At 56.5% G+C, this 25479-nt stretch carries 23 protein-coding genes; 14 read left to right on the forward strand and 9 right to left on the reverse strand.

The features are described from left to right. Window positions 1-35 precede the first annotated feature (35 nt). Window positions 36-1274 carry an oligosaccharide MFS transporter gene (locus tag NNN71_RS03130; RefSeq protein ID WP_271457859.1) on the reverse strand — a complete coding sequence of 413 codons (1239 nt, stop codon included), beginning with the start codon at window positions 1272-1274 and terminating at the stop codon, window positions 36-38. A gap of 31 nt (window positions 1275-1305) precedes the next feature. Beyond that, on the reverse strand, window positions 1306-3087 hold the full coding sequence (locus NNN71_RS03135) for a DUF2264 domain-containing protein (RefSeq protein WP_271457860.1): 1782 nt from the start codon (window positions 3085-3087) through the stop codon (window positions 1306-1308). 187 nt (window positions 3088-3274) lie between these two features. On the opposite strand from NNN71_RS03135, the gene NNN71_RS03140 reads away from it, so the two are divergent. After that, a complete protein-coding gene (locus NNN71_RS03140) occupies window positions 3275-4150 on the forward strand; it encodes an AraC family transcriptional regulator (protein ID WP_271457861.1) in 876 nt (291 codons plus the stop codon). A gap of 67 nt (window positions 4151-4217) precedes the next feature. Here NNN71_RS03140 and fghA read toward each other — a convergent pair whose 3' ends face one another. Further along, a complete protein-coding gene (fghA, locus tag NNN71_RS03145) occupies window positions 4218-5054 on the reverse strand; it encodes an S-formylglutathione hydrolase (protein ID WP_271457862.1) in 837 nt (278 codons plus the stop codon). Between the two features lie 138 nt (window positions 5055-5192). On the opposite strand from fghA, the gene NNN71_RS03150 reads away from it, so the two are divergent. From NNN71_RS03150 to mglC, 7 genes are all read left to right on the forward strand, one after another. Further along, the gene (locus NNN71_RS03150; RefSeq protein WP_064544224.1) at window positions 5193-6326 is read left to right on the forward strand and encodes a YbfB/YjiJ family MFS transporter; all 1134 of its coding nucleotides are present in this window, start codon (window positions 5193-5195) and stop codon (window positions 6324-6326) included. A 115-nt stretch (window positions 6327-6441) separates the two neighbouring features. Further along, complete coding sequence (gene folE, locus NNN71_RS03155; protein ID WP_064544110.1) at window positions 6442-7110, forward strand: GTP cyclohydrolase I FolE; 669 nt, start codon at window positions 6442-6444, stop codon at window positions 7108-7110. A 21-nt stretch (window positions 7111-7131) separates the two neighbouring features. After that, window positions 7132-8289 carry a DUF418 domain-containing protein YeiB gene (gene yeiB / locus NNN71_RS03160; RefSeq protein WP_271457863.1) on the forward strand — a complete coding sequence of 386 codons (1158 nt, stop codon included), beginning with the start codon at window positions 7132-7134 and terminating at the stop codon, window positions 8287-8289. Window positions 8290-8446: 157 nt separating this feature from the next. After that, window positions 8447-9469, forward strand: a complete 1023-nt coding sequence (gene galS, locus NNN71_RS03165; protein WP_163447608.1) for an HTH-type transcriptional regulator GalS — start codon at window positions 8447-8449, stop codon at window positions 9467-9469. A gap of 291 nt (window positions 9470-9760) precedes the next feature. Further along, a complete protein-coding gene (mglB, locus tag NNN71_RS03170) occupies window positions 9761-10759 on the forward strand; it encodes a galactose/glucose ABC transporter substrate-binding protein MglB (RefSeq protein WP_064544116.1) in 999 nt (332 codons plus the stop codon). Window positions 10760-10833: 74 nt separating this feature from the next. After that, window positions 10834-12354, forward strand: a complete 1521-nt coding sequence (gene mglA, locus NNN71_RS03175; RefSeq protein WP_167575424.1) for a galactose/methyl galactoside ABC transporter ATP-binding protein MglA — start codon at window positions 10834-10836, stop codon at window positions 12352-12354. Window positions 12355-12369: 15 nt separating this feature from the next. Beyond that, window positions 12370-13380: a galactose/methyl galactoside ABC transporter permease MglC gene (gene mglC, locus NNN71_RS03180; RefSeq protein ID WP_163447610.1), complete on the forward strand. Its 1011-nt coding sequence runs from the start codon at window positions 12370-12372 to the stop codon at window positions 13378-13380. Between the two features lie 65 nt (window positions 13381-13445). On the opposite strand, the gene sanA is transcribed toward mglC, so the two are convergent. The 5 genes from sanA to NNN71_RS03205 all read right to left on the reverse strand — a co-directional run bounded on the left by sanA (window position 13446) and on the right by NNN71_RS03205 (window position 17505). Continuing rightward, complete coding sequence (sanA, locus tag NNN71_RS03185) at window positions 13446-14162, reverse strand: outer membrane permeability protein SanA (RefSeq protein WP_163447611.1); 717 nt, start codon at window positions 14160-14162, stop codon at window positions 13446-13448. 187 nt (window positions 14163-14349) lie between these two features. Beyond that, window positions 14350-15234, reverse strand: a complete 885-nt coding sequence (gene cdd, locus NNN71_RS03190) for a cytidine deaminase (protein ID WP_271457864.1) — start codon at window positions 15232-15234, stop codon at window positions 14350-14352. 129 nt (window positions 15235-15363) lie between these two features. Next, window positions 15364-16059, reverse strand: coding sequence for a CidB/LrgB family autolysis modulator (locus tag NNN71_RS03195; protein ID WP_163447613.1), 696 nt, complete (start codon window positions 16057-16059; stop codon window positions 15364-15366). Continuing rightward, on the reverse strand, window positions 16059-16457 hold the full coding sequence (locus NNN71_RS03200) for a CidA/LrgA family protein (RefSeq protein WP_163447614.1): 399 nt from the start codon (window positions 16455-16457) through the stop codon (window positions 16059-16061). The genes NNN71_RS03195 and NNN71_RS03200 overlap by 1 nt, the downstream gene beginning before the upstream one ends. A gap of 124 nt (window positions 16458-16581) precedes the next feature. After that, the gene (locus NNN71_RS03205; protein WP_271457865.1) at window positions 16582-17505 is read right to left on the reverse strand and encodes a LysR substrate-binding domain-containing protein; all 924 of its coding nucleotides are present in this window, start codon (window positions 17503-17505) and stop codon (window positions 16582-16584) included. A 170-nt stretch (window positions 17506-17675) separates the two neighbouring features. Here NNN71_RS03205 and mhbT point away from each other — a divergent pair, with 170 nt between their 5' ends. From mhbT to NNN71_RS03230, 5 genes are read left to right on the forward strand one after another with little or no spacing between them, the layout of a single operon-like run. After that, window positions 17676-19034, forward strand: coding sequence for a 3-hydroxybenzoate transporter MhbT (gene mhbT, locus NNN71_RS03210; RefSeq protein WP_271457866.1), 1359 nt, complete (start codon window positions 17676-17678; stop codon window positions 19032-19034). 11 nt (window positions 19035-19045) lie between these two features. After that, window positions 19046-20074: a gentisate 1,2-dioxygenase gene (gtdA, locus tag NNN71_RS03215; RefSeq protein ID WP_271457867.1), complete on the forward strand. Its 1029-nt coding sequence runs from the start codon at window positions 19046-19048 to the stop codon at window positions 20072-20074. 14 nt (window positions 20075-20088) lie between these two features. Next, window positions 20089-20790, forward strand: a complete 702-nt coding sequence (locus NNN71_RS03220) for a fumarylacetoacetate hydrolase family protein (protein WP_064544141.1) — start codon at window positions 20089-20091, stop codon at window positions 20788-20790. Window positions 20791-20798: 8 nt separating this feature from the next. Further along, a complete protein-coding gene (gene maiA / locus NNN71_RS03225) occupies window positions 20799-21443 on the forward strand; it encodes a maleylacetoacetate isomerase (protein WP_271457868.1) in 645 nt (214 codons plus the stop codon). Between the two features lie 19 nt (window positions 21444-21462). Next, window positions 21463-22656 carry a 3-hydroxybenzoate 6-monooxygenase gene (locus NNN71_RS03230; protein ID WP_271457869.1) on the forward strand — a complete coding sequence of 398 codons (1194 nt, stop codon included), beginning with the start codon at window positions 21463-21465 and terminating at the stop codon, window positions 22654-22656. Window positions 22657-22975: 319 nt separating this feature from the next. On the opposite strand, the gene NNN71_RS03235 is transcribed toward NNN71_RS03230, so the two are convergent. Continuing rightward, window positions 22976-24358 carry a M24 family metallopeptidase gene (locus tag NNN71_RS03235; RefSeq protein WP_271457870.1) on the reverse strand — a complete coding sequence of 461 codons (1383 nt, stop codon included), beginning with the start codon at window positions 24356-24358 and terminating at the stop codon, window positions 22976-22978. Window positions 24359-24444: 86 nt separating this feature from the next. On the opposite strand from NNN71_RS03235, the gene dusC reads away from it, so the two are divergent. Continuing rightward, window positions 24445-25383: a tRNA dihydrouridine(16) synthase DusC gene (gene dusC / locus NNN71_RS03240; RefSeq protein ID WP_271457871.1), complete on the forward strand. Its 939-nt coding sequence runs from the start codon at window positions 24445-24447 to the stop codon at window positions 25381-25383. The last annotated feature ends 96 nt before the right edge of the window (window positions 25384-25479 follow it).

Below are 25479 nucleotides of genomic sequence, written 5' to 3' on the forward strand. Positions count from 1 at the left end.
TCCCGTTTTTAATTAATCGCTTCGTGTTTGATTTCCTAGCCTACAGCGTTCTTCTTGTGGCTGTAGCAGGCAGAGAGAGTGAGGGCGGATACGCCGGTAAAGACCAGGGCGATGATGCCCATAATCAGATAGGTATGTTCAAAACCAATGGTCTGATAGGCGTAACCCGCAGGCGGCGCGACCACGATAGAGCCGACGTAAATCATCGCCTGGTAGCCCAGCAGGTACATGGTGGCGTTAACGCGTTTGTCGAAATGCTCGGCGATATACTTAAACACCGACACCAGAATCAGCGCGATTTCAATGCCGTATAGCGGTTTCACCAGGCAGATAATCAGTGGGTCGCTGGTCAGGCCGGAGATAATCAAGCGCAGGCTGATTACCAGCCCGGTGAGCAACATCCCCTGCTTCGCACCGATGCGATTGATAATGGCGGGCACCAGCATCATGCCGAAGAACTCGGCGGCGGACTGGGCGGTGCTCATATAACCGAACATGGCGTTACCTTCTTCTTTGGTGGCAAAGAAGGTGACGAAGTAACGGGAGAACTGCTGCTCGGCGATAAACATCATCCACGCCACGCCGGCAATATAGAGCGCAAACATCCAGAATTTGCGGTTCGCCAGCAGGTGCAGCACGTCGGTAATCACAATCTTATCTTTCGACAGGACGTTGTTTTCCTCCTGGCCGAAATGGTCGACCTTGAGCGTCAGCAGCACGGCGAACATACACAGCGCCGAGACGCTGCTGATGGCAAAGTTGATTTTAGGCGAGATGTTATAGAGGAAGCCGGAGAACGACGAGGCGGTGGCCCAGCCCAGCGCTGCCCACATGCGGATGCGGCCAAACTCCATGTTGTAGAGGCGGCTGAAGCGGTCAACATAGGACTCTTCCGCCGCGACGCCGGCATACCAGCCGAGGCTAAAGAATAGCGCGCCGACGATCATGCCGCTGATAAAGTGGCTTTGCAGCAGCGGCAGATAGATCCAGATATAGAAGGGAGCCATCAGCGCCGAGACAATACAGACAAAATAGAGCAGGTGCTTCTTCATGCCGATTTTGTCCATGATGTAGCCGTACACCGGCTTAATCACTACGGCGAATACGCCATTCACCGCAAACACGGTGCCAATATCGACAGCGTCCAGCCCGGCTTTGTCGCCAAGCCAGATGGCGTACAGGCCAAAGCTTGCCGCCCAGGTAAAGGTAAAGAGGAAAACAAAGAGACTTAACTTGATATACGCCGAACGAGTCGACTGAATTGTGGTTGTCATTACGGTCTCCGCCGTGATTCAGAGGTCAGGTTTATACCAGCGTGAGCGGGTTACCGTTCACGGTTAACTGTCGTGTAGCAGGGTCAAACTCCAGCCCCTCCGGCAGCGGTCGCGCTGTGCCCAGGTCGGCGCTAACGTAGCAGACCAACCAGTGGGTACCGGCGCTCAGCGACGCGGACAGGCAGGGAATATCGGCTGGGGCGGCGTACAGCACATTGCTGTTTGGCGGCGTGGTAACGACAAGCGGCTCGCGATTGCCGTACAGGTTAACCACCTGGCTGTAATCATCTGCCGTTTGCACAGTGACGGCATCGGCAAGCTGTTCGAGCCGCGTCTGGCGATGGCGGTTGGCGGCAAATCCCCCTTCGACGCAGTTCAGCGCCCGCGGTGTGTTCACACGGTGAATGCGGATGTGGCCGCTTTCCAGCGGGATGAGCCAACTGGTGACTTCGACGTCGTGCCACGGGCGCCACTCGCTGCGTACCCAATGTGGGGTCACTTGCGAACGCTCACACTCGCGGCGGCCGCGATAGTAGTCATCCCCCGTGCTGAACAGCAGCATGGAATCGACGGCGGCGTGATTCAGCCCATAACGCCCGCGCTCCAGGGTGAAGCCGAACTGGCTGGAATAGGCGAATTTGCAGTATTTTTGCTCAAAGTTAACAAAGTTATTCTTGTCGAACTGACCGGACATCAGCATCCAGGCGTGGCGGTTTTCACTGCTGTGGACGATGATTTGCCCGGCTTCGGGAATCGGGTGGATCGTCTCCAGCGCGGGCAGCGGTTCACACTCGGCCTGCCAGAAGGCGCTCTCTTCCGGTAATGCCAGAATCAGCATCGCCTTCAGCGCCCAGTACGGTGAACCGGGGCTATTGTAGTCTTCGGCCATAATCAGGTTCGGGTAGGCATAGCCGATCGTAAATAGCCCATCTGCGTCGATAAACGGCTGCGTCTGCCAGTGCTCCAGATTGCGCAAAATCAACCCTTTGGCCACGCCCGGCGTGAAGACGTCCAGCCCGGTAAAGGCCACGGCGCTCCAGAAGGCGACCTGCACAAAGCGATAGGTCAGGCTACGGCCAAACGGAATGCCCGCGCCGTCGGCAGTGAAGTAATAGCGATAATCCTGGGCAAACTGCTGGGCGCGCTGGCGATAGCGCAGGCAGCGCTCCGGGTCGATATCCTGCATAAAGTGGCTGTAGATCAGGCCATAGAAATGGAAGGCGCTGGAGATGTAGTAATCGCGCGGTTTACCTTTACCGTCGCAGTACCAGCCGTTGCCCAGCCAGAAGGGTTCGATGGCGTCGAGATGCCGGTGGATCACCGCCATGTCATATTCACGGCCAACGCATTTCAGACCCAGTTGAATCAGCACCGGGAAAAAGTGCCAGTTATTGTCCGGCACGGCGACATCCGCGCTTTGGCTGAGCCAGCGCACGAGGTTATCCTGTTCCGCGGCGGACAGCGCCTGCCACAGTCCGTTGTTCGGTAGCGCCAGCCCGAGGCCAAATGCGGCCATCTCAACGCAGCGCTGATCGTTATCGCCGACATCCCCCCAGTAGCCGGGATGCTGCGGGTTACAGCCGTTGCGCACGCCGGTGATGAATTTATCGTGCCACTCCGGCGTTGTGCCGCCGCTAACCAGTGGTAACAGCCCCCACAGCAGACGAATAAAACCTTCCATCCCGGCCACCTCGTCCGGGTATTGTGCAGCGGTGTTTCCTGCGTGAAGGCGCGTGCAATCGGCCGACAGATGGGGAACGGCTGCCGTAATCCAACGTGTTAATTGTGCACTGTATTCTTGTTTCGTCCGCATGATGAAATCCCGTTTCATATCGTTGATGGCGGACGAATAATAGGAAGTTGCCCCGTGTGGCAAATGTGATTGCGCTCTTACTTTTACGCATCTCAGGTAATTAAAAATAATTTTATGGCGTATTTTGGCCTGAAAGTTTTACTTCGATGATGAAAGTTTAAGTTTATTAACATGCGAGGCAAACGCGGTGGCCCACTCCCAGCGAACGGAAGACACGACTTATCTTGAGCAGATCCATCTCAACGATAAATCGATTTATTTCAATCGTATGCAAAATATGCCGGCCAATTACTATCACTGGCATCAGTGTGCGGAGATTCTCTCGGTGTCGCGTGGGGTCGGGATTGCGCTGATGGAACACCAGCAGTACACGGTCAAACCGGGTCGCCTGTTTATCTTCCCGCCCGGTAAGCTGCACAAGGTGTACGTCGAGCAGGATGAACGTAACCTTTACCATCGTACGACCCTGCATTTTAATCCGCTGCTGCTGGAACCCTGGCTGCGGGATTTTCCCCGTCAGCAGATGCTGCTGCGCCAGCTGTGTGGCCGCGGTGAGAAGGCGCGGGTGTTTGATGTGGGCGACCTGCAGCCGGTGATTGAAACGCTGTTACAGCGCTTTGAAACGTTGACCCACGAGGAAAGCTGGAGCACCAGCGACAGCGCCTTTCTGATTATGCAGCTGATCAGCCTGTTGCCACAGCAGGAGCAGGCGACCGGGCATAATACCTTTTCATCGACCATTATTCGCTGGCTGGAAAATCACTACCACGAACGCTGTTCGCTGGAGGAGATTGCGGAGGTGATGGGCTGTTCGCGCGGACACACCTCGCGGCGTTTTCATGATGAAACCGGCGGCACGATTCAGGAATATTTGATGATGCGGAGAATTCGTCAGGCTTGCGAATTATTGCTGCATTCACAGCTCTCGGTGCGGGAAATTGCTGAACGGGTCGGTTTTACCGAATACGCGTGGTTTATTACCTGTTTTCGCAAGAATATGGGCAAAACGCCGTTGCAGTATCGTAAGGCGTATCCCTACACGCTGCCGGGCGCTGATTTGTAGGCCGGATAAGGCGTTTACGCCGCCATCCGGCAGGGTAGGGCAGATTACCGGATGGCGCTGCGCTTATCTACGCAAAGAGATGCTCCGCGTGGAACCGCAGATGGTCCTCAATAAAGGTGGCAATAAAGTAATAGCTATGGTCGTAACCCGGCTGAATACGCAGGGTGAGCGGCCAGTCTTTCTGCCGCGCGGCTTCGGCAAATACCGCAGGTTGTAGCTGGTCGGCCAGGAATTGATCGTTATCGCCCTGGTCAATGAGTAGCGGAACCGGCGCCTCAGCGCGGCTTGCCAGCAACAGTTCGGTGCTGTCCCATTCGGCCCAGCGTGCGATATCGTCACCGAGATAGGCGCTAAAGGCTTTCTTTCCCCAGGGCACACGGCTTGGGTTGACGATGGGCGCAAAGGCCGAAGCGCTGCAATATTGACCCGGATTTTTGAGCGCCAGCATTAACGCGCCGTGGCCGCCCATCGAGTGGCCGCTGATGGCACAGCGTTCACTCACGTTAAACTGTTCCTGAATCAGCGCCGGCAGTTCGTCACGCAGGTAATCGTACATGCGATAGTGGGCGGCCCACGGTGCCTGGGTGGCGTTTAAGTAGAAGCCAGCACCCTGGCCAAGATCGTAAGCGGCATCGTTAGCCACGCCTTCGCCACGTGGGCTGGTATCCGGCATGACCAGCACAATACCCAATTCTGCGGCAACACGCTGCGCGCCCGCTTTGGTGGTGAAGTTCTCGTCGTTGCAGGTCAGACCGGACAGCCAGTACAGCACTGGCGGCGGCGTTTTTTTGCCTTCCGGTGGCAAAAACAGGCTGAACGTCATCGGGCAGTTCAGCGTGGTGGAATGGTGCTGCCAGCGCTGCTGCCAGCCGCCATAACAGCGGTGCTCTTCAAGCATTTCCATGCGGGCTCCTCGCGGTTTTGGTCAGAATTAATAGTCCCATCATACAGATAATTCATCGCTGGTGAGTAACTTTCACTTCCGCATAACATTTACATGTTGCATCATAAAGATAACTTTACATTCACATTTGAGGCTTTCATGCCGGTACGAATTGCGCTCAGTGGCTTTCTGGTGCTAGTGGCAACGATGGGGATTGGGCGCTTTGCTTTTACGCCTCAGGTGCCGCTGATGATTGCGGAAGGTGAGCTGACGCTGACCAGCGCCGGGCTGGTGGCGGCGCTTAACTATCTGGGTTACCTGGTGGGTGCCTGGGATGCCATGCGGACCCATCGCGGCGTTGAGGCCCGACTGTATCTTGGCATCATCGGTGCGGTGGCGCTGACCTTTCTATCCGCGTTGGCGGATAACGCCTGGCTGCACGGTGCGCTACGTTTTGTTATCGGCTGCATGAGCGGCTGGTCGATGGTGCTGACGGCGGCATGGGTGAATGAACGGCTGGCGCACTATGCCAGGCCGGGGCTCAGTGCGGCGGTGTTTGCCGGGCCGGGGGCGGGGATCGCGATAAGCGGCCTGCTGGGCGTATTTATTCATGCGCAGGCGCTGAGCGCGGCGGCGGGCTGGCAGCTGTACGGCGTGCTGGCGCTGCTGCTGGTGGCGTTGATTGGCCGCTGGTTGCCGCGGCCCGGCGAACTGCACCGTAGCGGTGAAAAGCCGGAGCCATTAACCTTAACCCGCAACCTGAAGCGGCTGGTGTGGAGCTACAGCCTGGCGGGCTTTGGCTATATTCTGCCCGCCACCTTCTTATCGCAAATGGCCAGCCAGCGTTTCCCGGACAGCCTGTTTGCTCAGTTTATCTGGCCGGTCTTTGGCCTCGCGGGGGCAACAGGGATTGCGCTGAGTATTGCTACGCGTGGCCTGGGTCACACGCACCAGCGGTTGGCGATAGTATTGTGGCTGCAGGGCGTCGGCGTGCTGGCCGCCTGGCTGCTGCCGGGGATGAGCGGGCTGGTTGTCGGCGCGCTGCTGGTTGGCGGCGGATTCCTCGCGGCGGTACAACTCTCTCTGCTTTATGGCCGCGAGCTGGCGCCAAATCACGCCCGCTATATGGCCGGGCTGCTGACCACCGGCTATGCCGTCGGGCAACTGATAGGGCCAATGACTTCGGCGCTCTCGACCTGGCTGACCCAGCGACTGGAGCCCGCGCTGGGGATTGCTGCGGTTGCGCTGCTGATCGGTGGCGCGCTGGTCTGGCGTCCGCAGCCTGAAAGGTAAGAACGATTGCAATAATTATCGCGACGAATACTGGATTCTGTGCGTCGCCTCACGCACAATGAGTGCAAACTTTGCACCGACAAAAGCAAAGTGCACACCTGCAGGAGAAATAATAATGTCATCACTGAGTAAAGAAGCGGTCCTGGTACACGAAGCGCTGGTCGCCCGTGGTCTGGAAACCCCGCTGCGCCCACCGGTGCGCGAAATGGATAATGAAACCCGTAAGCGCCTGATTACCGGACATATGACTGAGATCATGCAGTTGCTGAATCTCGATTTAAGTGATGACAGTCTGATGGAAACGCCGCGCCGCATCGCCAAAATGTATGTGGACGAGATTTTCTCTGGTCTGGATTACGCCAATTTCCCGAAAATCACCGTCATTGAAAATAAAATGAAGGTCGATGAAATGGTGACCGTGCGCGATATCACGCTAACCAGCACCTGCGAACACCACTTTGTGACCATTGATGGTAAAGCGACCGTCGCCTATATCCCGAAAGATTCGGTGATTGGCTTGTCGAAAATTAACCGTATCGTGCAGTTTTTCGCTCAGCGCCCACAGGTGCAGGAGCGTTTAACGCAGCAAATCCTGACTGCGCTGCAAACGCTGCTGGGGACCAACAACGTGGCGGTCTCCATTGACGCGGTGCACTACTGCGTGAAAGCGCGCGGCATTCGCGATGCCACCAGCGCGACCACGACCACGTCGCTCGGCGGTCTGTTCAAGTCCAGCCAGAACACCCGCCAGGAGTTCTTGCGCGCCGTGCGTCACCACAACTAATACGTCAGCGGAGCAGGGGACATGGAGAGAAACGTCACGCTGGATTTTATTCGTGGCGTTGCCATTCTGGGGATCCTGCTGCTGAACATCAGCGCCTTCGGCTTGCCGAAGGCCGCCTATCTTAACCCGGCCTGGTACGGCGAGGTCACCTCGCGCGACGCCTGGACGTGGGCCATTCTCGATCTCTTTGCTCAGGTCAAATTCCTGACGCTCTTCGCGCTTTTGTTTGGCGCCGGGCTCCAGCTACTGCTACCGCGCGGTTCACGTTGGATCCAAAGCCGCTTAACGCTGTTGGCGCTGCTGGGCTTTATCCATGCGTTGCTGTTTTGGGACGGTGATATTCTGCTGGCCTACGCGCTGGTAGGGCTTATCTGTTGGCGGCTGGTGCGTGACGCCGGGGAAGTCAAAGCGTTGTTTAATACCGGCGTGATGCTCTATGTCGTCGGCGTAGCCGTGCTGATCCTGCTGGGGTTGATTGCCGACAGCGGCCAGAGCCGTTCATGGGTGCCGGATGCTTCCAGTCTGCTGTATGAACACTACTGGAAGCTGAACGGCGGGCTGGAAGCGTTCAGCAATCGCGCTGATATGTTATCCGCTAACCTGCTGGCGCTGGGCGCACAGTACGGCTGGCAGCTGGCGGGCATGATGCTGATGGGGGCGGCGCTGATGCGCTGCGGCTGGCTGAAAGGGCAGTTCAGCCCCCGTCATTATCGCCGCTGTGCGGGCATTTGTATTCCGCTCGGTATGGTGATTAATCTGCCCGCGATTGCCGCGCAGTGGCATCTCGGCTGGGACTACCGCTGGTGCGCTTTCTTGTTACAGGTCCCGCGGGAAATCAGCGCACCCATTCAGACACTGGGCTATGCGGCGCTGGCCTATGGCTACTGGCCGCAAATCAGCCGTTCTAAACTTGCTGCAGCCGTTGTCTGCGTGGGCCGTATGGCGCTCACTAATTATCTGCTGCAAACGCTCATCTGCACCACGCTCTTCTATCATTTCGGTCTGTTTATGGAATTCGATCGCCTGACGTTGCTGGCTTTCGTGGTTCCTGTCTGGCTGGTCAACCTCGTCTTTTCCGTGCTGTGGCTGCGTCGCTTCCGTCAGGGGCCGGTGGAATGGCTATGGCGGCAGTTGACGGCAAAAGCCGCTGGTGTTTCATTCCGCAATACATTTAGATAACGATCGAGATCACAACCATTAACAAAATGGATGTAACCGTTTCCAGACGTGTGACCGCCCTCACGTAGTTGCCGCCAGCTCGCTGCCAGAATAGCGCATCTTGATGGACCCAGGAGGTGTCACGTGAACTGCAGCACTATTCAATCGGGCGGTGAGTATGGTCACCATTCGTGATGTCGCGCGCCAGGCTGGCGTTTCCGTTGCTACCGTCTCCCGGGTGCTGAACAACAGCGCACTGGTAAGCCAGGATACCCGCGAGGCAGTGATGAAAGCGGTTGCCGCGTTAGGCTATCGGCCAAACGCCAACGCGCAGGCGCTGGCCACCCAGGTCAGCGATACCATTGGTGTGGTGGTGATGGACGTCTCCGATGCTTTCTTCGGGGCGCTGGTGAAAGCGGTTGATACAGTGGCCCAGCAGTATCAAAAAAATGTACTGATTGGCAACAGCTATCATGAAGCGGACAAAGAACGTAACGCCATTGAAGTGTTGATACGTCAGCGCTGTAGCGCGCTGATCGTCCATTCAAAAGCGTTAAGCGATCGGGAGTTGAGCGAGTTCATGGCTCAGATGCCCGGCATGGTGCTGATCAATCGTATCGTCCCCGGCTATGCGCACCGCTGCGTTTGCCTCGACAACGTCAGTGGCGCGTTGATGGGCACCCGAATGCTGCTCAATCATGGCCATCAGCGTATCGGCTACCTGGCCTCCAGTCACAACATCGAAGATGACGACATGCGTCGGGAAGGGTGGGCGCGAGCCTTACTGGAACAGGGCATCGTGGCGCCGGACAGTTGGGTTGGCACCGGGACGCCAGATATGCAGGGCGGTGAGGCGGCAATGGTTGAACTGCTCGGGCGCAACGCCGGACTGACGGCGGTTTTTGCGTATAACGATAACATGGCCGCCGGGGCGCTAAGCGCGCTCAAAGATAACGGTATTGCGGTGCCGCAGCAGGTTTCGGTGATTGGTTTTGATGATATCCCGATTGCGCGCTATACCGATCCTCAACTCACCACCGTGCGCTATCCGATTGTTTCTATGGCAAAACAAGCCACTGAACTGGCGCTGCTCGGCGCTGCCGGGAAGCTTGACGGTGACGCTACGCATTGTTTTATGCCGACCCTGGTTCGCCGCCACTCGGTGGCTCAGCGGCAATTTGTGCATCCCATCACGAACTAAATTGTTAATCCTATGTAACCGTTTTCAATCTGTGAGTAAATTCACAGATTGTTAACATCGCGATGGCTATAGTGGCAGCGTTTATCAGGCTGAAACATGATGTAACGGTGATTAATCACTTTTTATAGCGTAGACCAGCTGCAAACACAGAATAAATCGTACTCTGGATCGTTACTCAACACGGAAGAACAAATTTTGATCAGTGAATTTCGTCGGGTGGTAACATTCCATTAACCATGCCCGCCGACTATTTTCACCCGTACTACCCTGCATAATAAAACCGGAGATACCATGAATAAGAAGGTGTTAACCCTGTCTGCTCTGATGGCCAGTATGTTTTTCGGTGCCGCAGCGCACGCTGCCGATACCCGTATCGGTGTGACTATCTATAAATACGACGACAACTTCATGTCCGTTGTGCGCAAGGCGATTGAGAAAGACGGCAAATCTGCCCCGGATGTTCAGCTGCTGATGAACGACTCCCAGAACGACCAGTCCAAGCAGAACGACCAGATTGACGTGCTGTTGGCAAAAGGCGTGAAAGCGCTGGCGATCAACCTGGTTGACCCGGCAGCGGCGGGCACGGTGATTGAAAAAGCGCGCGGCCAGAACGTGCCGATCGTTTTCTTCAACAAAGAACCTTCACGTAAAGCGCTGGATAGCTATGACAAAGCCTTCTATGTCGGTACCGATTCAAAAGAGTCCGGTATTATCCAGGGCGACCTGATTGCTAAGCATTGGGCGGCGAACCCGAACTGGGACCTGAACAAAGACGGTCAGATTCAGTTCGTCCTGCTGAAAGGCGAACCGGGTCACCCGGATGCGGAAGCGCGTACCACCTACGTTATCAAAGAGCTGAACGACAAGGGTCTGAAAACCCAGCAGCTGCAGCTGGATACCGCAATGTGGGATACCGCTCAGGCGAAAGATAAAATGGACGCCTGGCTGTCTGGCCCGAACGCCAACAAAATTGAAGTCGTGATTGCCAACAACGACGCGATGGCGATGGGTGCGGTTGAAGCGCTGAAAGCGCACAACAAATCTTCTATCCCGGTGTTCGGCGTCGATGCCCTGCCGGAAGCGCTGGCGCTGGTTAAATCGGGTGCGATGGCCGGTACCGTGCTGAACGATGCAAATAACCAGGCGAAAGCCACTTTCGACCTGGCGAAAAACCTGGCTGAAGGTAAAGGCGCCGCTGATGGCACCACCTGGAAAATTGAAAACAAAATCGTCCGCGTTCCATACGTTGGCGTAGATAAAGATAACCTTAGCCAATTCACCGGTAAGTAATCTTTAAATATATGGGGCGCACATCTGTGTGCCCCATAAATACTGACTCAGAATTATCGCGGCCAGGTATATATATGGACAACAATAATAGAGAGCCGTCAGGTGAATTCTTGTTGGAGATGAGCCAGATCAACAAGTCTTTTCCCGGCGTAAAAGCACTCGATAATGTTAACCTGAGAGTTCGTCCACACTCTATCCATGCATTAATGGGTGAGAACGGTGCGGGCAAATCAACGTTATTAAAATGCCTATTTGGGATCTATCAAAAAGATTCCGGCAGCATTCTCTTCCAGGGCAAGGAAATCGATTTTCATTCCGCTAAAGAGGCGCTGGAAAACGGTATTTCGATGGTCCACCAGGAACTGAACCTGGTATTACAACGCTCTGTGATGGATAACATGTGGCTGGGGCGTTATCCCACCAAAGGCATGTTTGTCGATCAGGACAAAATGTATCGCGATACCAAAGCCATCTTTGACGAGCTGGATATTGATATTGACCCGCGTGCGCGCGTGGGCACGTTATCTGTTTCGCAGATGCAGATGATTGAAATCGCTAAAGCCTTCTCCTATAACGCCAAAATCGTGATTATGGATGAACCGACCTCATCGCTGACGGAGAAAGAGGTGAACCATCTGTTCACCATTATCCGTAAGCTGAAAGATCGTGGCTGCGGCATCGTCTATATTTCGCACAAAATGGAAGAAATCTTCCAGCTGTGCGACGAAATCACCGTTCTGCGCGACGGGCAGTGGATTGCTACCCAGCCGCTGGAAGGGCTGGATATGGACAAGATCATCGCCATGATGGTAGGGCGCTCGCTAAACCAGCGCTTCCCGGACAGGCAGAACGTACCGGGGGAAGTGATCCTCGACGTGCAGCACCTGACATCCCTGCGCCAGCCGTCGATTCGCGACGTATCGTTCCAGTTGCGTAAAGGGGAAATCCTCGGTATCGCCGGGCTGGTGGGCGCCAAGCGTACCGATATCGTTGAAACGCTGTTTGGCGTGCGTGAAAAGTCGAGCGGGACCATTACCCTGCACGGTAAGAAAATCAACAACCATAACGCCAACGAAGCGATCAATAACGGTTTTGCACTTGTTACCGAAGAACGCCGCTCAACCGGTATTTATGCTTACCTTGATATTGGCTTTAACTCTTTAATTTCGAATATCAAGAGTTATAAAAACAAAGTGGGCCTGCTGGATAATTCACGCATGAAGAGCGATACCCAATGGGTTATCGACTCGATGCGCGTAAAAACCCCAGGGCATCACACGCAAATTGGTTCGTTATCCGGCGGTAACCAGCAGAAGGTCATTATTGGACGCTGGCTGTTAACTCAGCCTGAAATTCTGATGCTGGATGAGCCGACTCGCGGTATCGACGTGGGTGCAAAATTTGAAATTTATCAATTAATCGCCGAGCTGGCAAAGAAAGATAAAGGGATCATTATTATTTCTTCAGAAATGCCAGAGCTGCTGGGTATTACTGACCGTATCCTTGTCATGAGTAATGGCCTGGTTGCCGGAATTGTAGAAACGAAAACCGCAACGCAAAACGAAATTCTCCGTCTTGCGTCATTGCACCTTTAATTTCAGGGGCTCGACATGAGTGCGTTAAATAAAAAAAGCTTTCTCACTTATCTGAAAGATGGCGGTATTTACGTTGTTCTTTTGGTTCTGCTGGCTATTATTATTATCCAGGACCCGACTTTCTTAAGTTTGTTGAACCTTAGTAACATCCTGACTCAGTCTTCTGTACGTATTATTATTGCCCTCGGCGTTGCCGGGCTGATTGTGACCCAGGGTACCGACCTGTCGGCGGGTCGTCAGGTCGGCCTCGCGGCGGTGATTGCCGCGACGCTGTTGCAGTCGATGGAAAACGCCAACAAGGTTTTCCCGGAAATGGCGACCATGCCAATCTTTGTAGTCATCCTGATTGTTTGCGCGATTGGCGCGGTGATCGGCCTGATTAACGGGATTATCATCGCTTACCTGAACGTGACGCCGTTCATCACCACGCTGGGTACGATGATCATCGTTTACGGCATTAACTCCCTGTACTACGACTTCGTGGGCGCGTCGCCGATTTCCGGCTTTGACAGCGGTTTCTCGACCTTCACGCAAGGGTTTGTCGCACTCGGTAGCTTTCGCCTGTCGTACATTACCTTCTACGCGTTGATTGCCGTTGGGTTTGTCTGGATCCTGTGGAACAAGACTCGCTTTGGTAAAAACATCTTTGCTATCGGCGGCAACCCGGAAGCGGCGAAAGTCTCCGGTGTGAACGTTGCGTTGAACCTGCTGGTGATTTATGCGCTGTCAGGCGTGTTCTACGCCTTCGGCGGGATGCTGGAAGCGGGTCGTATCGGCTCAGCAACCAACAACCTCGGCTTTATGTACGAACTGGATGCTATCGCGGCCTGCGTGGTGGGTGGGGTTTCATTCAGCGGTGGCGTGGGTACGGTGCTCGGCGTGGTGACCGGTGTTATCATCTTCACCGTTATCAACTACGGTCTGACCTATATCGGCGTCAACCCTTACTGGCAGTACATTATCAAAGGCGCGATTATTATCTTCGCGGTGGCGCTGGATTCACTGAAATACGCGCGTAAGAAATAACATATACATTAGGCAAAAAGCCCGGCGTTTGAACCGGGCTTTTTTACGTTTAAGCGTTGAGGTTATCAGGATTTTTTCTTCTGCAGTTCCAGCAGCTGCTCCGGCGTTACCGCCGGGTATCCCTGCGCATCATCCGGTACTTCCTGCTGGGCAGGAATCGGGATCAGCGGGCCTAAGAAGCGCGGCTCGCGCTTAAACAGGTAAAGATCGGCCAGCGCGCCAAAGCGGGCGCCAAATTCACGCAGACGAACGCTCCACATATCTTTCGGTGATGGCACCGCATAGCACTGCGCCTGAATGCCCATATGCAGGGCGATAAACAGCGCGCGTTCGCAATGGAAGCGCTGGGTAATGATGATGAAGTCGTTGGTGTCGAACACTTTACGGGTACGGACGATGGAATCGAGCGTACGGAAGCCGGCGTAATCCAGCACGATATCTTCCGGCGCCACGCCAGCTTTGATCAGATCGCGGCGCATGGTCATCGGTTCGTTATAGCTTTGCAGCGCGTTATCGCCGCTCAGCAGCAGATAGTTAACCTTGCCGCTGTTGTAGGCGTTAAGAGCACCCTGAATACGGTAACGGTAATACTGGTTGATCACGCCGGTGCGATAGTACTTCGCGGTGCCGAGCACCACACCCACCTGACGGTAGGGGAGATCTTGCAGCTCGTCATAGATGTAGGGCGCTGTTTTCCAGCTCATCCAGCGATCGAGACCCAGCACGGTCAACAGCAGCAGGCCGCACAGGACTAACAGGCTGTATAACACACGCTTTAACATGAACTTGGCTCAACCGTGGACGAGGGAGACATCAGGCTACTTTACCCGTCGGGCAAGCGCAAGAAACCATCGTTTAATTGCGGGGAAATTAGACAACGGAGGCGGATTACCGTTTGTAGGCCGGATAAGGCAAAGCCGCCATCCGGCAATCCGCGCCAGTCAGCCTGATGGCGCTACGCTTATTGGGTTATGCCAACAGAACGCGATCGATATTGTGGCAGCCGAGCGCTTTCAGCGTTGCGGCGGTGGCATCCCACTGAATCAGCGGCGCGTCGGCGCGTTCTGCCAGAATGGCGCGCTGAATATCCGGGTAGTCGTAGCCGTTCAGGCTCAGCAGGTTCAATGCGCCCTGCAACGGTGGCAGCGTTGGGTTAAACGCGGCGTTTTCAGCGTAGCTGCCGCTGAAAATGGTGCCATCGCGTAACTCCAGCGCGACGCCAGACGGCGATTGGCTGTACGGGGTATGGCTCTGATTCGCGGCTCGAATCGCAGCCTGTGCCAGTGCGTCGCCCTCGAGCGGATAACCGTGATCCTGTGCGTCCATTAGCAGGGTCTTGATCTCCAGATCTTTCGGGCCAAAGGCGTCCGGCAGGTAATCCTGCAACGTGTGTGGCTGACGGCCCGGCAGATTGATACGCAGCGCCAGTCCGCTGTTCAGCTCGTTCATAAACTGACGGCAGTGGCCGCACGGCGTGTAGTTGACGGTAATCGCTTGCAGCGCTTTTTCACCGCGCAGCCAGGCATGGCTGATGGCGCTTTGCTCGGCATGAACCGTTTGTTGCATGGTCGCGCCAAGGAATTCCATGTTGCCGCCGAAATACCAGGTGCCGCTGACACCGCGGGCAATCGCGCCAACGTTAAAGTGAGAGAGGTCTGCGCGGGCGCAAGCGGCCGCCAGTGGCAGGAGCGCGAAAGCGAGCGCGTCTTCGTCCAACCCCGTCGCCTGTTGCAGCGATGAGACCTGCCTGGCGCTTAACAGGGCAGGGAAGTGCGGATCGGCTAACAGCGGAGCGATAGCGGTCTGCAGGTCTGCCGCCAGTTGCGTAAAAGCAGATTGAAAACGTGGATGCATGGCGTTGTGCCTCATAACAATGTAATGGGATCGTAGTGTACGGGGCACGAACGCGACAATAAGTGATCAATATCTCATTGCTAGTGCAACGCATGCAATCTCAACCAAAAATGTGTGATTTGTCTCGTTTTATCCCACGACCGCCAGAATAATCGGGAACAGGAACGGTGCGATCAGCGAGGTAATAATCCCGCAAATGACCAAAGCCAGTGAACTAAACGCCCCTTCCTGGTAGTCCAGCTCCGCGCAGCGGGCGGTACCGAGGGCGTGCGACGCGGTGCCCATCGACAGGCCGCGTGAGGCTTTAGTGGTGATGCGCATCAGATTCAGCAGCGTATGGCCAAACACCGCGCCGAGGATCCCGACATAAATCACACACACCGCGCTAATGGCTGGAATACCGCCGATACTGCCGCTCACCGCCATTGCAATCGGGGTCGTGACCGATTTCGGCAGAATAGAGGCGGCAATTTGCGGCGATGCGCCCATCATCAGCGCCACGGTGGTGCCGGTAATCATCGCCACCGCGCTACCGATAAAGCAGATAGTGATGATGGATTTCCAGCGCGCGCGAATCTGGTGCAGCTGTTCGTACAGCGGGTAGGCGAGGGCGACCACCGCCGGTTGCAGCAGATCGTTCAGCACTTCGCTGCCTTTGAAATAGTGGTCGTACGGGATTCCGGTCAGCATCAGGAACGGAATGATCACCACCATAGAAACCAGCAGCGGGTTGAGCAGCGGCATTTTGAAACGCGCGCCCAGCTTACGGGCGGCAAAAAAGACAACCAGGGTCAGCGGCAGCGACCACCATATATAATGGAGCATTATTTTTTCGCCTCTTCTTGCCCAACGACGTTACGTTCCCCGTGTACCAGATGTGAGCTCCAGCTCACCACGACCAGCACCACCAGGGTACTGATCGTGCAGGAGACTACCACCGGGCCAAACTGCGCGCTGAGCAGCGCGAAATACTGCATCACGCCAACGCCAATCGGCACAAACAGCAGCGCCATATAGCGAATAAGCACGTAGCAACCGGGGTTGACCCATTTGGCGGGCAGAATTTGCAACGCCAGCAGGACGAACAGGATAAGCATGCCGATAATGCTACCGGGGATGGTGATGGGCAGCAGCGAAGAAACAAAAATTCCGGCATAAAGGCAGGCGTAAATCAGCACGAATGCACGCAGGTATTGCCAGATAATATTCAGTGATTTGAGCATGGGATTCACCTTTGGTGGAATGCATTCATCATACAATTAAACCCTGAAATGTGCTACCGATCACAACATGAAATCTGAGCATAGCTGATATAGATAAGCGGAACATCAGCCATCTGTCCGCGGGTTAGCCCTCATGGTGTACCGGATGCGATAAAAAGTGGAGAAAACGGCTCAGCGCCAGCGACGGGAGATCTTTCTTGCGCCAGAATACGCCAACGCTGCCTTTCTGCTCAATGCGCGGCAGCGCCAGAATCGAGAGCTGTCCCTGACGTTGATAGCGTTCGGCCAGACGTAAGGAGAGAATCGAAATCATATCGCTGCTTTGCAGCAGGTTAACGCTGATGTTCATGGACGCCGATTCGATGGTATTTTCCGGCAACATCACGCCGTTTTCCACTAGCGCATTATCGATACTCTGGCGGATGGGCGTGCCGTTTGGCCAGACTATCCAGCGCCACGGGGCCAGATCGTTCCAGGTCAGGCTGGGGAGGCGCGCCAGCGGATGGTCGGTGCGCGCCACAAAGCACACCGGTTCGGTATACAGCACTTCATAGTTCAGCGGCAGTTCCAGCGCCCGGCCGCCGATACGCCCCACCACCACATCCACCACGCCGGACTGTAAATCATGCAGCAGCGGCGTCATTACCTTTTCTTCAATATTCAGATGTAGCGTCGGCATTTCGGCCAGCAGTGGGAAAATCGCCTGGGAAACGCAGTCGGTGGCCACCGGCGAGCAGCCAATTTTCAGGCTGCCGACCAGCCCGCCTTGCTTAAAGCGCTCCATCTCAAACTGCGAACGTTCGATATCGTTGATCAACCGCTGGGCGTGCTGAAGCAGCAACTTGCCCCCTTCCGACGGACGTAACCCTTTACTGTGCCGCTCGAACAGCATCAGACCCAACTCTTCCTCAAACTGGGTCAGCCACTTCGACAGCGCGGGCTGCGTGATGTGCATTCTTTTCGCCACCTGGGTGAGATTTCCCTGCTCGCCGAGCGCCACCAGGATATACAAATGATGTAGCTTCAGTTTCTGCGTCCAGTCCGCCATCAGGTATAACCTCCAGGTTATGGTTAAGCATGAAATGCCATTGTACAACTCATTTCTCTTATCACAAAATGGCAACATAAAAGCAAAAAAAGAAACATCTTACCCTGTGCCGTTCGGGCCAGACGCGCGAACGGCGAAATGGATAACCTGCATTTACCGAGGCCCTCCCTATGACGCAACGACGTGAACTTCAGGCGCTAATCGACGCCGCCCCTATCGGCGCGATGCAGTGGCGCGTCATTATTTGCTGTTTCCTGGTGGTGATGATGGACGGGTTTGATACCGCCGCCATCGGCTTTATCGCCCCGGCCATTCGTGAACACTGGCAACTGAGCGCCGCCGATCTTGCCCCGCTGTTTGGCGCCGGTTTGCTGGGCCTGACTGCAGGCGCGCTGCTGTGTGGCCCGCTCTCCGACAAGCTTGGGCGTAAACGGGTGATTGAATGGTGCGTCGCGCTGTTCGGCCTCTTCAGCCTGTTGTCCGCCTTCTCGCCCAATCTGGAAATGTTAATTGTACTGCGCTTCTTAACCGGCCTCGGCCTCGGCGGCGCGATGCCTAACACCATTACTATGACCTCGGAATATCTACCGTCCCGCCGTCGCGGTGCGCTGGTCACCCTGATGTTCTGCGGCTTTACCCTCGGTTCGGCGCTCGGCGGTATCGTCAGCGCGCAGCTGGTGGCGGTGATTGGCTGGCACGGCATTCTGGTGCTGGGCGGCGTGCTGCCGCTGGCGCTGTTCTTCGGCCTGCTGGTCGCGCTGCCGGAGTCGCCGCGCTGGCTGGTCCGTCGTCAGCGTCCGCCAGCACAAATCAGCCGTACGCTCAGTGCCATGACCGGCGAGCGCTACGAAGACACCGAGTTCTGGCTGGATGAGCCCGCCGCCACGCAAAAGGGCAGCATCAGCCAACTGTTCACCGGGCGTCAGCTCACCATCACGCTGATGCTGTGGGTGGTGTTCTTTATGAGTTTGCTGATCATCTACCTGCTTTCGAGCTGGATGCCGACGCTGTTGAACCATCGTGGTATCGATTTGCAACACGCCTCGTGGGTGACGGCGGCGTTCCAGGTCGGCGGTACGCTGGGCGCGCTGTTGTTGGGCGTGCTGATGGATAAATTCAATCCGTTCTGGGTGCTGGCCGTCAGCTATGCGTTGGGGGCGGTATGCATTGTGATGATTGGCCTGAGCGAAAACGGTTTGTGGCTGATGGCGCTGGCGATTTTTGGCACCGGCATCGGTATCAGCGGGTCGCAGGTGGGGCTTAACGCGCTGACCGCGACGCTCTATCCCACGCAAAGCCGCGCCACCGGCGTGAGCTGGTCCAACGCCATTGGCCGCTGTGGCGCCATCGTCGGTTCGGTCTCCGGCGGCATGATGATGGCGATGAATTTCTCATTCGACACCCTGTTCTTTGTGATTGCCGTACCGGCCGCCGTTAGCGCCGTCATGCTGACATTGCTGACGCTGGTCGTACGCCAGTCATCCCGAGTACCCGAATCGCAGCCCGTCATGGGCGCGGTGAAAAGTTAAGGAGAATAATAATGACCGCGGATGTAAAACACGATCGCCAACAGTTCTACCAGCACATTTCCGGGCAAAACCTGACGCCGCTGTGGGAATCGTTGCATCACCTGGTGCCTAAAACGCCGAACGCCAACTGCGCACCGGCCTACTGGAACTACCAGGAAATTCGCCCGCTGCTGCTGGAAAGCGGCACGCTGATTGGCGCCAAAGAGGCGGTGCGCCGCGTGCTGGTGCTGGAAAACCCAGGCCTGCGCGGTCAGTCATCGATTACCTCGTCGCTGTATGCGGGCCTGCAGCTGATCATGCCGGGCGAAGTGGCGCCAAGCCATCGTCATAACCAGTCGGCGCTGCGTTTTGTGGTGGAAGGTCATGGCGCGTTCACCGCCGTCGACGGCGAGCGTACCCAGATGAGCCCCGGCGACTTTATCCTCACCCCGCAGTGGCGCTGGCACGACCACGGCAACCCGGGCGACGAACCGGTTATCTGGCTCGACGGTCTTGACCTGCCGCTGGTGAACTATCTCGGCTGCGGCTTTGCCGAAGATTACCCGGAGGAACAGCAGCCGGTGACGCGTAAAGAGGGGGATTACCTGCCGCGCTACGCCGCCAACATGCTGCCGCTGCGCCACCAGGTGGGCAACTCATCGCCGATTTTCAACTACCGCTATGACCGCAGCCGCGAGGCGCTGCATGACCTGATGCGTCTGGGCGAGGCCGACGAGTGGGATGGCTACAAGATGCGTTACGTCAACCCCGTCACCGGCGGCTACCCGATGCCGTCGATGGGCGCTTTCCTGCAACTGCTGCCGAAAGGCTTCCAGTCGCGTCAGGCGCGGACCACCGACAGCACCATCTACCACGTGGTGGAAGGCAGCGGCGAAGTGACCATCGGTGAGCAGACCTTCAGCTTTAAAGCGAAAGATATTTTTGTTGTGCCGACCTGGCACAACGTGTCGTTCAACACGCCCGAAGAGACCGTGCTATTCAGTTTCTCGGACCGACCTGTCCAGGAAGCCCTGGGTCTGTTCCGCGAAGCGCGCTATTAATCAGGAGAAGAAAAATGAGCAAATACGTATTTGAACCCCAGGCCCCGGTAGCTATTCCGGTTGTTGGCAGCGATGAGCAGTTCCCGGTACGCCGCGTTTACTGCGTAGGCCGTAACTATGCCGCTCACGCCCGTGAAATGGGCTTTGATCCGGATCGCGAACCGCCGTTCTTCTTCTGCAAACCGGCCGATGCGGTGGTCCCCGTTGCCGCGGGCGAAACCCTGAACCTGGCCTACCCGGCGCAGACCGACAACTATCACTATGAAATTGAGCTGGTGGTTGCCATTGGTAAAAAAGGAAGCGATATCCCGCTGGAAAAAGCCGAAGAGTACATCTGGGGCTACGCCACCGGTCTGGATATGACCCGCCGCGACCGCCAGATGGAGATGCGCCAGATGGGCCGTCCGTGGGAAATCGGCAAGGCGTTTGACCTCTCTGCGCCGATTGCGCCGCTGCATAAAGTCGCCGACGCGCCGTCGCTGGAAAAAGCGCCAATCTGGCTGCAGGTTGATGGCAAAGATCGCCAGCGCAGCGATATTGAACATCTGATTTGGGATGTGAAAGAGACCATCAGCTATCTGTCCGGCTTCTTCGAGCTGCAACCGGGCGACCTGATCTTCACCGGAACGCCGGAAGGCGTGGGCGCGGTGGTGAAGGGCGAAACCATCACCGGTAACGTCGAAGGGTTAACGCCCATCGCGGTGAAAATTGTTTGAGGTGACTGATGAAGCTGTACAGTTTTTTTAATAGTTCGGCCTCTTACCGCGTCCGTATTGCGATGGCGCTGAAGGGCATTGACCACCAGACGGTAGGCGTCAACATCCGCATCGGCCAGCAGAACGCGCTGGAGTACCGCCGCCTGAACCCGGTGGGGCTGGTACCTGCGCTGATTACCGACGACGGTGAGTCGCTGGGGCAATCGCTGGCGATTATTGACTGGCTGGACAGACATTTCCCGCAGACGCCGCTGCTACCGGCGAACGATCCGCAGCGCATGCGCGTGCTGGAAGTGGTGTACGCCATCTGTTGCGACATCCACCCCATCAACAACATGCGCGTATTGCGTTACCTCAGCGATGAGCTGAAGGTCAGTGAAGAAGAGAAAAAACGCTGGTATGCACACTGGATCCAGCAGGGGCTAAGCGCGGTTGAACAGCTGCTGCGTCGAAGCCAATCCGGGGCGTTTTGTTTTGGCGATGCGCCGACGCTCGCCGACTGCTGCCTGGTGCCGCAGTGGGCTAACGCCGAGCGAATGGGCTGCGATCTGAGCGGATTCCCGCGCTGTAAAGCGGTCTATGACGCCTGTACGGCGCTGCCGGCGTTTATCGCCGCCGCTCCGGAAAACCAGCAGGACAAGATCCCGGCGTAGTCAAAAAAGGAGAATTATCATGGCAAAAGTCACGCGTGCAATCATTGTCGGCGGCGGTATTGGCGGTGCGGCCACCGCGCTGTCGCTGGCGCGTCAGGGCATTCAGGTGATGCTGCTGGAACAGGCGCATGAGATCGGCGAAATTGGCGCCGGGATCCAGCTGGGGCCGAACGCGTTTTCCGCGCTCGATAGCCTGGGCGTAGGCGACGTCGCCCGTCAGCGTGCGGTCTTTACCGATCACATCACGATGATGGATGCGGTCAACGGTGAAGAGGTGATCCATATCGAGACGGGACAGGCGTTCCGCGATCACTTCGGCGGCCCGTATGCGGTTATTCACCGTGTGGATATCCATGCCACGGTCTGGGAAGCGGCACTCCAGCATCCTGGCGTGAAATATCGCACTTCCACTCATGTAGTGGACATTCGTCAGACGGCGGATGATGTCACCGTATTTGATGATAGGGGCAATAGCTGGACGGCGGATATTCTGATCGGCTGCGACGGCGTGAAATCTGTGGTGCGTCAGAGCCTGCTCGGCGATACGCCGCGCGTCACCGGTCACGTGGTGTACCGCGCGGTGGTGGAACGCGACGATATGCCGGAAGACCTGCGCATCAACGCGCCGGTGCTGTGGGCAGGCCCACACTGTCACCTGGTGCACTATCCGCTGCGCGGCGGTAAACAGTACAACCTGGTCGTGACCTTCCACAGCCGCGAGACGGAAGAGTGGGGCGTGCGCGACGGCAGTAAAGAAGAAGTGATGTCGTACTTCAAAGGCATCCACCCGCGTCCGCGCCAGATGCTGGACAAACCGACCTCCTGGCGACGCTGGTCCACCGCCGACCGCGAGCCGGTGGAGAAGTGGGGTAACGATCGCATTACGCTGGTGGGCGATGCCGCACACCCGGTAGCCCAGTATATGGCGCAGGGCGCCTGCATGGCGCTGGAAGATGCGGTGACGCTTGGCAAAGCGTTGACGCAGTGTGACGGTGATGCCGCCCGCGCGTTTGCACTGTACGAGTCTGTGCGTATTTCGCGTACCGCACGTATCGTCTGGTCCACCCGCGAAATGGGTCGCCTGTATCATGCGGCGGGCGTTGAGCGTCAGGTGCGTAACCTGCTGTGGAAAGGGAAAACCCAGGACGAGTTTTACCGTGGGATTGAGTGGCTGTACGGCTGGAAAGAAGATAACTGTCTGGAACCGCGATAGCCGCGGTTGCCACGATGGGCTCTCTCTCTTTTCAGGGCTGTCTCTTATACACAAGTTCTCGATGATAGCTATCAGCGAGGGAGAGGTGTATTTGGATTTCTCACACCGTTGCGCTCCTTATTCAGTTCTCGCCATATAAATTGCACGGGCGCAGGGAGCGCGCAAGGGGCGGCCAGTCGCCGCCGCCCCCCTTGGCCCGTTCACCGGTGAAAAGACCTCATGTTCCGCCTGACGTAAAGTGAACGGAACCCTTCACCTTACTGACAGATATCAGGCCCTGTCCCTCGATTCAGGGAGAGGTAGCTGAATGGGCCGCAAACTAACCCACCAGCGCCTTATCTTTCGCCAGCATAAACGGCCGCAGATACCCCACGGCGTTAGAGAGCGGTATCACGTCATCGCTCAACGCAATATGCAACGTCTCGCGAATATACGCCCGGCGCGCCTCGATACGCGCCCACAGTTGCGGATAATCCCGCGCGATCTGCTGCTGCAACGCCGCGTCCGCCAGCGCCACGCTCTCTTCGGCGCTCACCCCGGTATACCCCGGCACCGACGGAATAATATCGATCTGCACGATCATGCCGCTTTTCAGCGTCTCGGCGGAGTCAGGATAAACCGGTGACGACATCCACTCTTCATCGGCGCTCAAATGCCCCGGATTCAGATGCCAGCCGTATTGCGCTTTTGGCAGCACGCGTTCGACTAAATCGTACAGCTCGTTGCCCGACATACCGATCTTAATATGTTCAAGCCACGTTGCTACCGCGCCGAAGTAAGGCTTTGCCACCCGGTCTAAATAATCGCGCTGGTTTTCCGGCAGCTCGCTTTCATCGGCAATGACAAACCCGGTTCGACTGGACAGCCCGCCCTTAAACCCGGTGGTCATCGACAGCGGCTGGCCGCGCTCGACCTTTTTCCATGAAGGGTAGAGGTTAGCCTTCTCAAAACGCTGCCCGGTTGCGGCGATGGTGACGACTGACGGTGCCTGCCCTTCGGCGGCGAGCAACGCGCCCAGCTCCACCTCACGAATATCCACCTCAACAGCATCCAGCGCCGCCAGCATGCAGCGAGAAGCCAGGTTCGCGCCGTACTCATAATGGGCGATTTCGTTGGCGTTATTCACCACTCTCACCCCTTTGTCGCCGCCAATAAACAGATGCGCGGCGTTAATCAACTCGGCGTGAGTGCTCTGTTTTATTGCGTCGACGATAAACCACGGCAGGTCAAACAGCTTCGTGTTGTCGCTCCCGGCCGCCGTAAACATCTTCCAGCCCACGAGGCCCACTTTCGACATCGCGCTCAGCCCTGTTTCGCTAAACAGTTGTGCCAGCGGTTTTTCGTTATCCATTGGCTGATTCGGCAGCGAGAACAGCGGGCAGTGCTTTAACGTGAGCGGAATACGTGAATGAGCCGCCATCTTCAGGTTTTCGTTACCGAGGATCGCGGTGGCGTGCCCGGATTTATGCAGCACCAGCAGACCTTCCTCAAAACGCGGGATAAATCCGGTCAGGTATTCAAAATTACTGCCGTGCTCTTTATCGGCGTAAATGATCAGCGCGTCAAAACGCTCTTCCTGCATCCGTTCGAGCAGCTTCGTTTTGCGCTCAAGCAGGGTGGCATCGGTCAGCGTGACCGGCGGTACGTCGCTGAAGCCGCGTGGCGGCTGGATACGCTTTAGCTGGATATCCCTGGTATTCATTATTCACCTCCTGATGTGTCGACTGGCAGTGGAAAGCGGCATACTAAGACGTTACCATAGCGCCTCTTTTTTTTCCGGATAACAATATGCGTGTTTTACTGGCACCGATGGAAGGCGTGCTCGATTCCTTAGTGCGCGAGCTGCTGACCGAAGTGAATGATTACGATCTGTGCATCACCGAATTTCTGCGCGTGGTGGACCAACTGCTGCCGGTAAAATCGTTCTACAAGCTCTGTCCGGAACTGCATAACGAGAGCCGCACGCCTTCCGGCACCCGCGTGCGTATCCAACTGCTGGGGCAATATCCCGAGTGGCTGGCGGAGAACGCCGCCCGCGCGGTGGATCTCGGTTCCTGGGGCGTGGATCTCAACTGCGGCTGCCCGTCGAAAACCGTTAACGGCAGCGGCGGCGGGGCCACGCTGCTAAAAGACCCGGAGCTTATCTATCAGGGCGCAAAAGCCATGCGCGAAGCGGTGCCGGCGCATCTGCCGGTAACGGTTAAAGTGCGTCTGGGCTGGGACAGCGGCGCGCGGCAGTTTGAAATTGCCGACGCGGTGCAGCAGGCAGGGGCCACTGAATTGGCGGTGCACGGGCGCACCAAAGAAGATGGCTATAAGGCCGAGCGCATCAACTGGCAGGCGATTGCCGATATCCGCCAGCGGCTTTCCATTCCGGTTATTGCTAACGGTGAGATCTGGGATTACGACAGCGCGCAGGCGTGCATGGCCGTGACCGGTTGCGACGCGGTGATGATTGGTCGCGGCGCGCTGAACGTGCCAAACCTCAGCCGGGTTATCAAATACAACGAGCCGCGGCTGCCGTGGCCGCAGGTGGTCGATTTACTGAAAAAATATGCCTATCTGGAAAAGCAGGGCGATACCGGGTTGTACCATGTGGCGCGCATTAAGCAGTGGTTGGGCTATCTGCGCAAAGAGTACGCTGAAGCCACCGAGCTGTTTACTGCCGTACGCGCGTTGCAGGAATCGAAACTGATTGCCCGGGCGATTCACGACTGGCAGGCATAAAGTATCCGATCTGCATCACAATTTTCCCGTCGCTCCATTGAGCAAAGCGACCGTTAAATGAAATACTCGTAGCCGATTGTTACTGCTACGGCAGGC

The organism is Kluyvera sp. Awk 3 (assembly GCF_028069715.1).
In the GTDB taxonomy this organism is placed as follows: Bacteria; Pseudomonadota; Gammaproteobacteria; order Enterobacterales; family Enterobacteriaceae; genus Kluyvera; species Kluyvera georgiana_A.

Coding starts and splice junctions, on each gene's coding strand:
- NNN71_RS03130 (WP_271457859.1), bottom strand. CDS start 1,274: ATGACAACCACAATTCAGTCGACTCGTTCGGCGTATATCAAGTTAAGT.
- NNN71_RS03135 (WP_271457860.1), bottom strand. CDS start 3,087: ATGCGGACGAAACAAGAATACAGTGCACAATTAACACGTTGGATTACG.
- fghA (WP_271457862.1), bottom strand. CDS start 5,054: ATGGAAATGCTTGAAGAGCACCGCTGTTATGGCGGCTGGCAGCAGCGC.
- NNN71_RS03150 (WP_064544224.1), top strand. CDS start 5,193: ATGCCGGTACGAATTGCGCTCAGTGGCTTTCTGGTGCTAGTGGCAACG.
- folE (WP_064544110.1), top strand. CDS start 6,442: ATGTCATCACTGAGTAAAGAAGCGGTCCTGGTACACGAAGCGCTGGTC.
- yeiB (WP_271457863.1), top strand. CDS start 7,132: ATGGAGAGAAACGTCACGCTGGATTTTATTCGTGGCGTTGCCATTCTG.
- galS (WP_163447608.1), top strand. CDS start 8,447: ATGGTCACCATTCGTGATGTCGCGCGCCAGGCTGGCGTTTCCGTTGCT.
- mglB (WP_064544116.1), top strand. CDS start 9,761: ATGAATAAGAAGGTGTTAACCCTGTCTGCTCTGATGGCCAGTATGTTT.
- mglA (WP_167575424.1), top strand. CDS start 10,834: ATGGACAACAATAATAGAGAGCCGTCAGGTGAATTCTTGTTGGAGATG.
- mglC (WP_163447610.1), top strand. CDS start 12,370: ATGAGTGCGTTAAATAAAAAAAGCTTTCTCACTTATCTGAAAGATGGC.
- sanA (WP_163447611.1), bottom strand. CDS start 14,162: ATGTTAAAGCGTGTGTTATACAGCCTGTTAGTCCTGTGCGGCCTGCTG.
- cdd (WP_271457864.1), bottom strand. CDS start 15,234: ATGCATCCACGTTTTCAATCTGCTTTTACGCAACTGGCGGCAGACCTG.
- NNN71_RS03195 (WP_163447613.1), bottom strand. CDS start 16,059: ATGCTCCATTATATATGGTGGTCGCTGCCGCTGACCCTGGTTGTCTTT.
- NNN71_RS03200 (WP_163447614.1), bottom strand. CDS start 16,457: ATGCTCAAATCACTGAATATTATCTGGCAATACCTGCGTGCATTCGTG.
- NNN71_RS03205 (WP_271457865.1), bottom strand. CDS start 17,505: ATGGCGGACTGGACGCAGAAACTGAAGCTACATCATTTGTATATCCTG.
- mhbT (WP_271457866.1), top strand. CDS start 17,676: ATGACGCAACGACGTGAACTTCAGGCGCTAATCGACGCCGCCCCTATC.
- gtdA (WP_271457867.1), top strand. CDS start 19,046: ATGACCGCGGATGTAAAACACGATCGCCAACAGTTCTACCAGCACATT.
- NNN71_RS03220 (WP_064544141.1), top strand. CDS start 20,089: ATGAGCAAATACGTATTTGAACCCCAGGCCCCGGTAGCTATTCCGGTT.
- maiA (WP_271457868.1), top strand. CDS start 20,799: ATGAAGCTGTACAGTTTTTTTAATAGTTCGGCCTCTTACCGCGTCCGT.
- NNN71_RS03230 (WP_271457869.1), top strand. CDS start 21,463: ATGGCAAAAGTCACGCGTGCAATCATTGTCGGCGGCGGTATTGGCGGT.
- NNN71_RS03235 (WP_271457870.1), bottom strand. CDS start 24,358: ATGAATACCAGGGATATCCAGCTAAAGCGTATCCAGCCGCCACGCGGC.
- dusC (WP_271457871.1), top strand. CDS start 24,445: ATGCGTGTTTTACTGGCACCGATGGAAGGCGTGCTCGATTCCTTAGTG.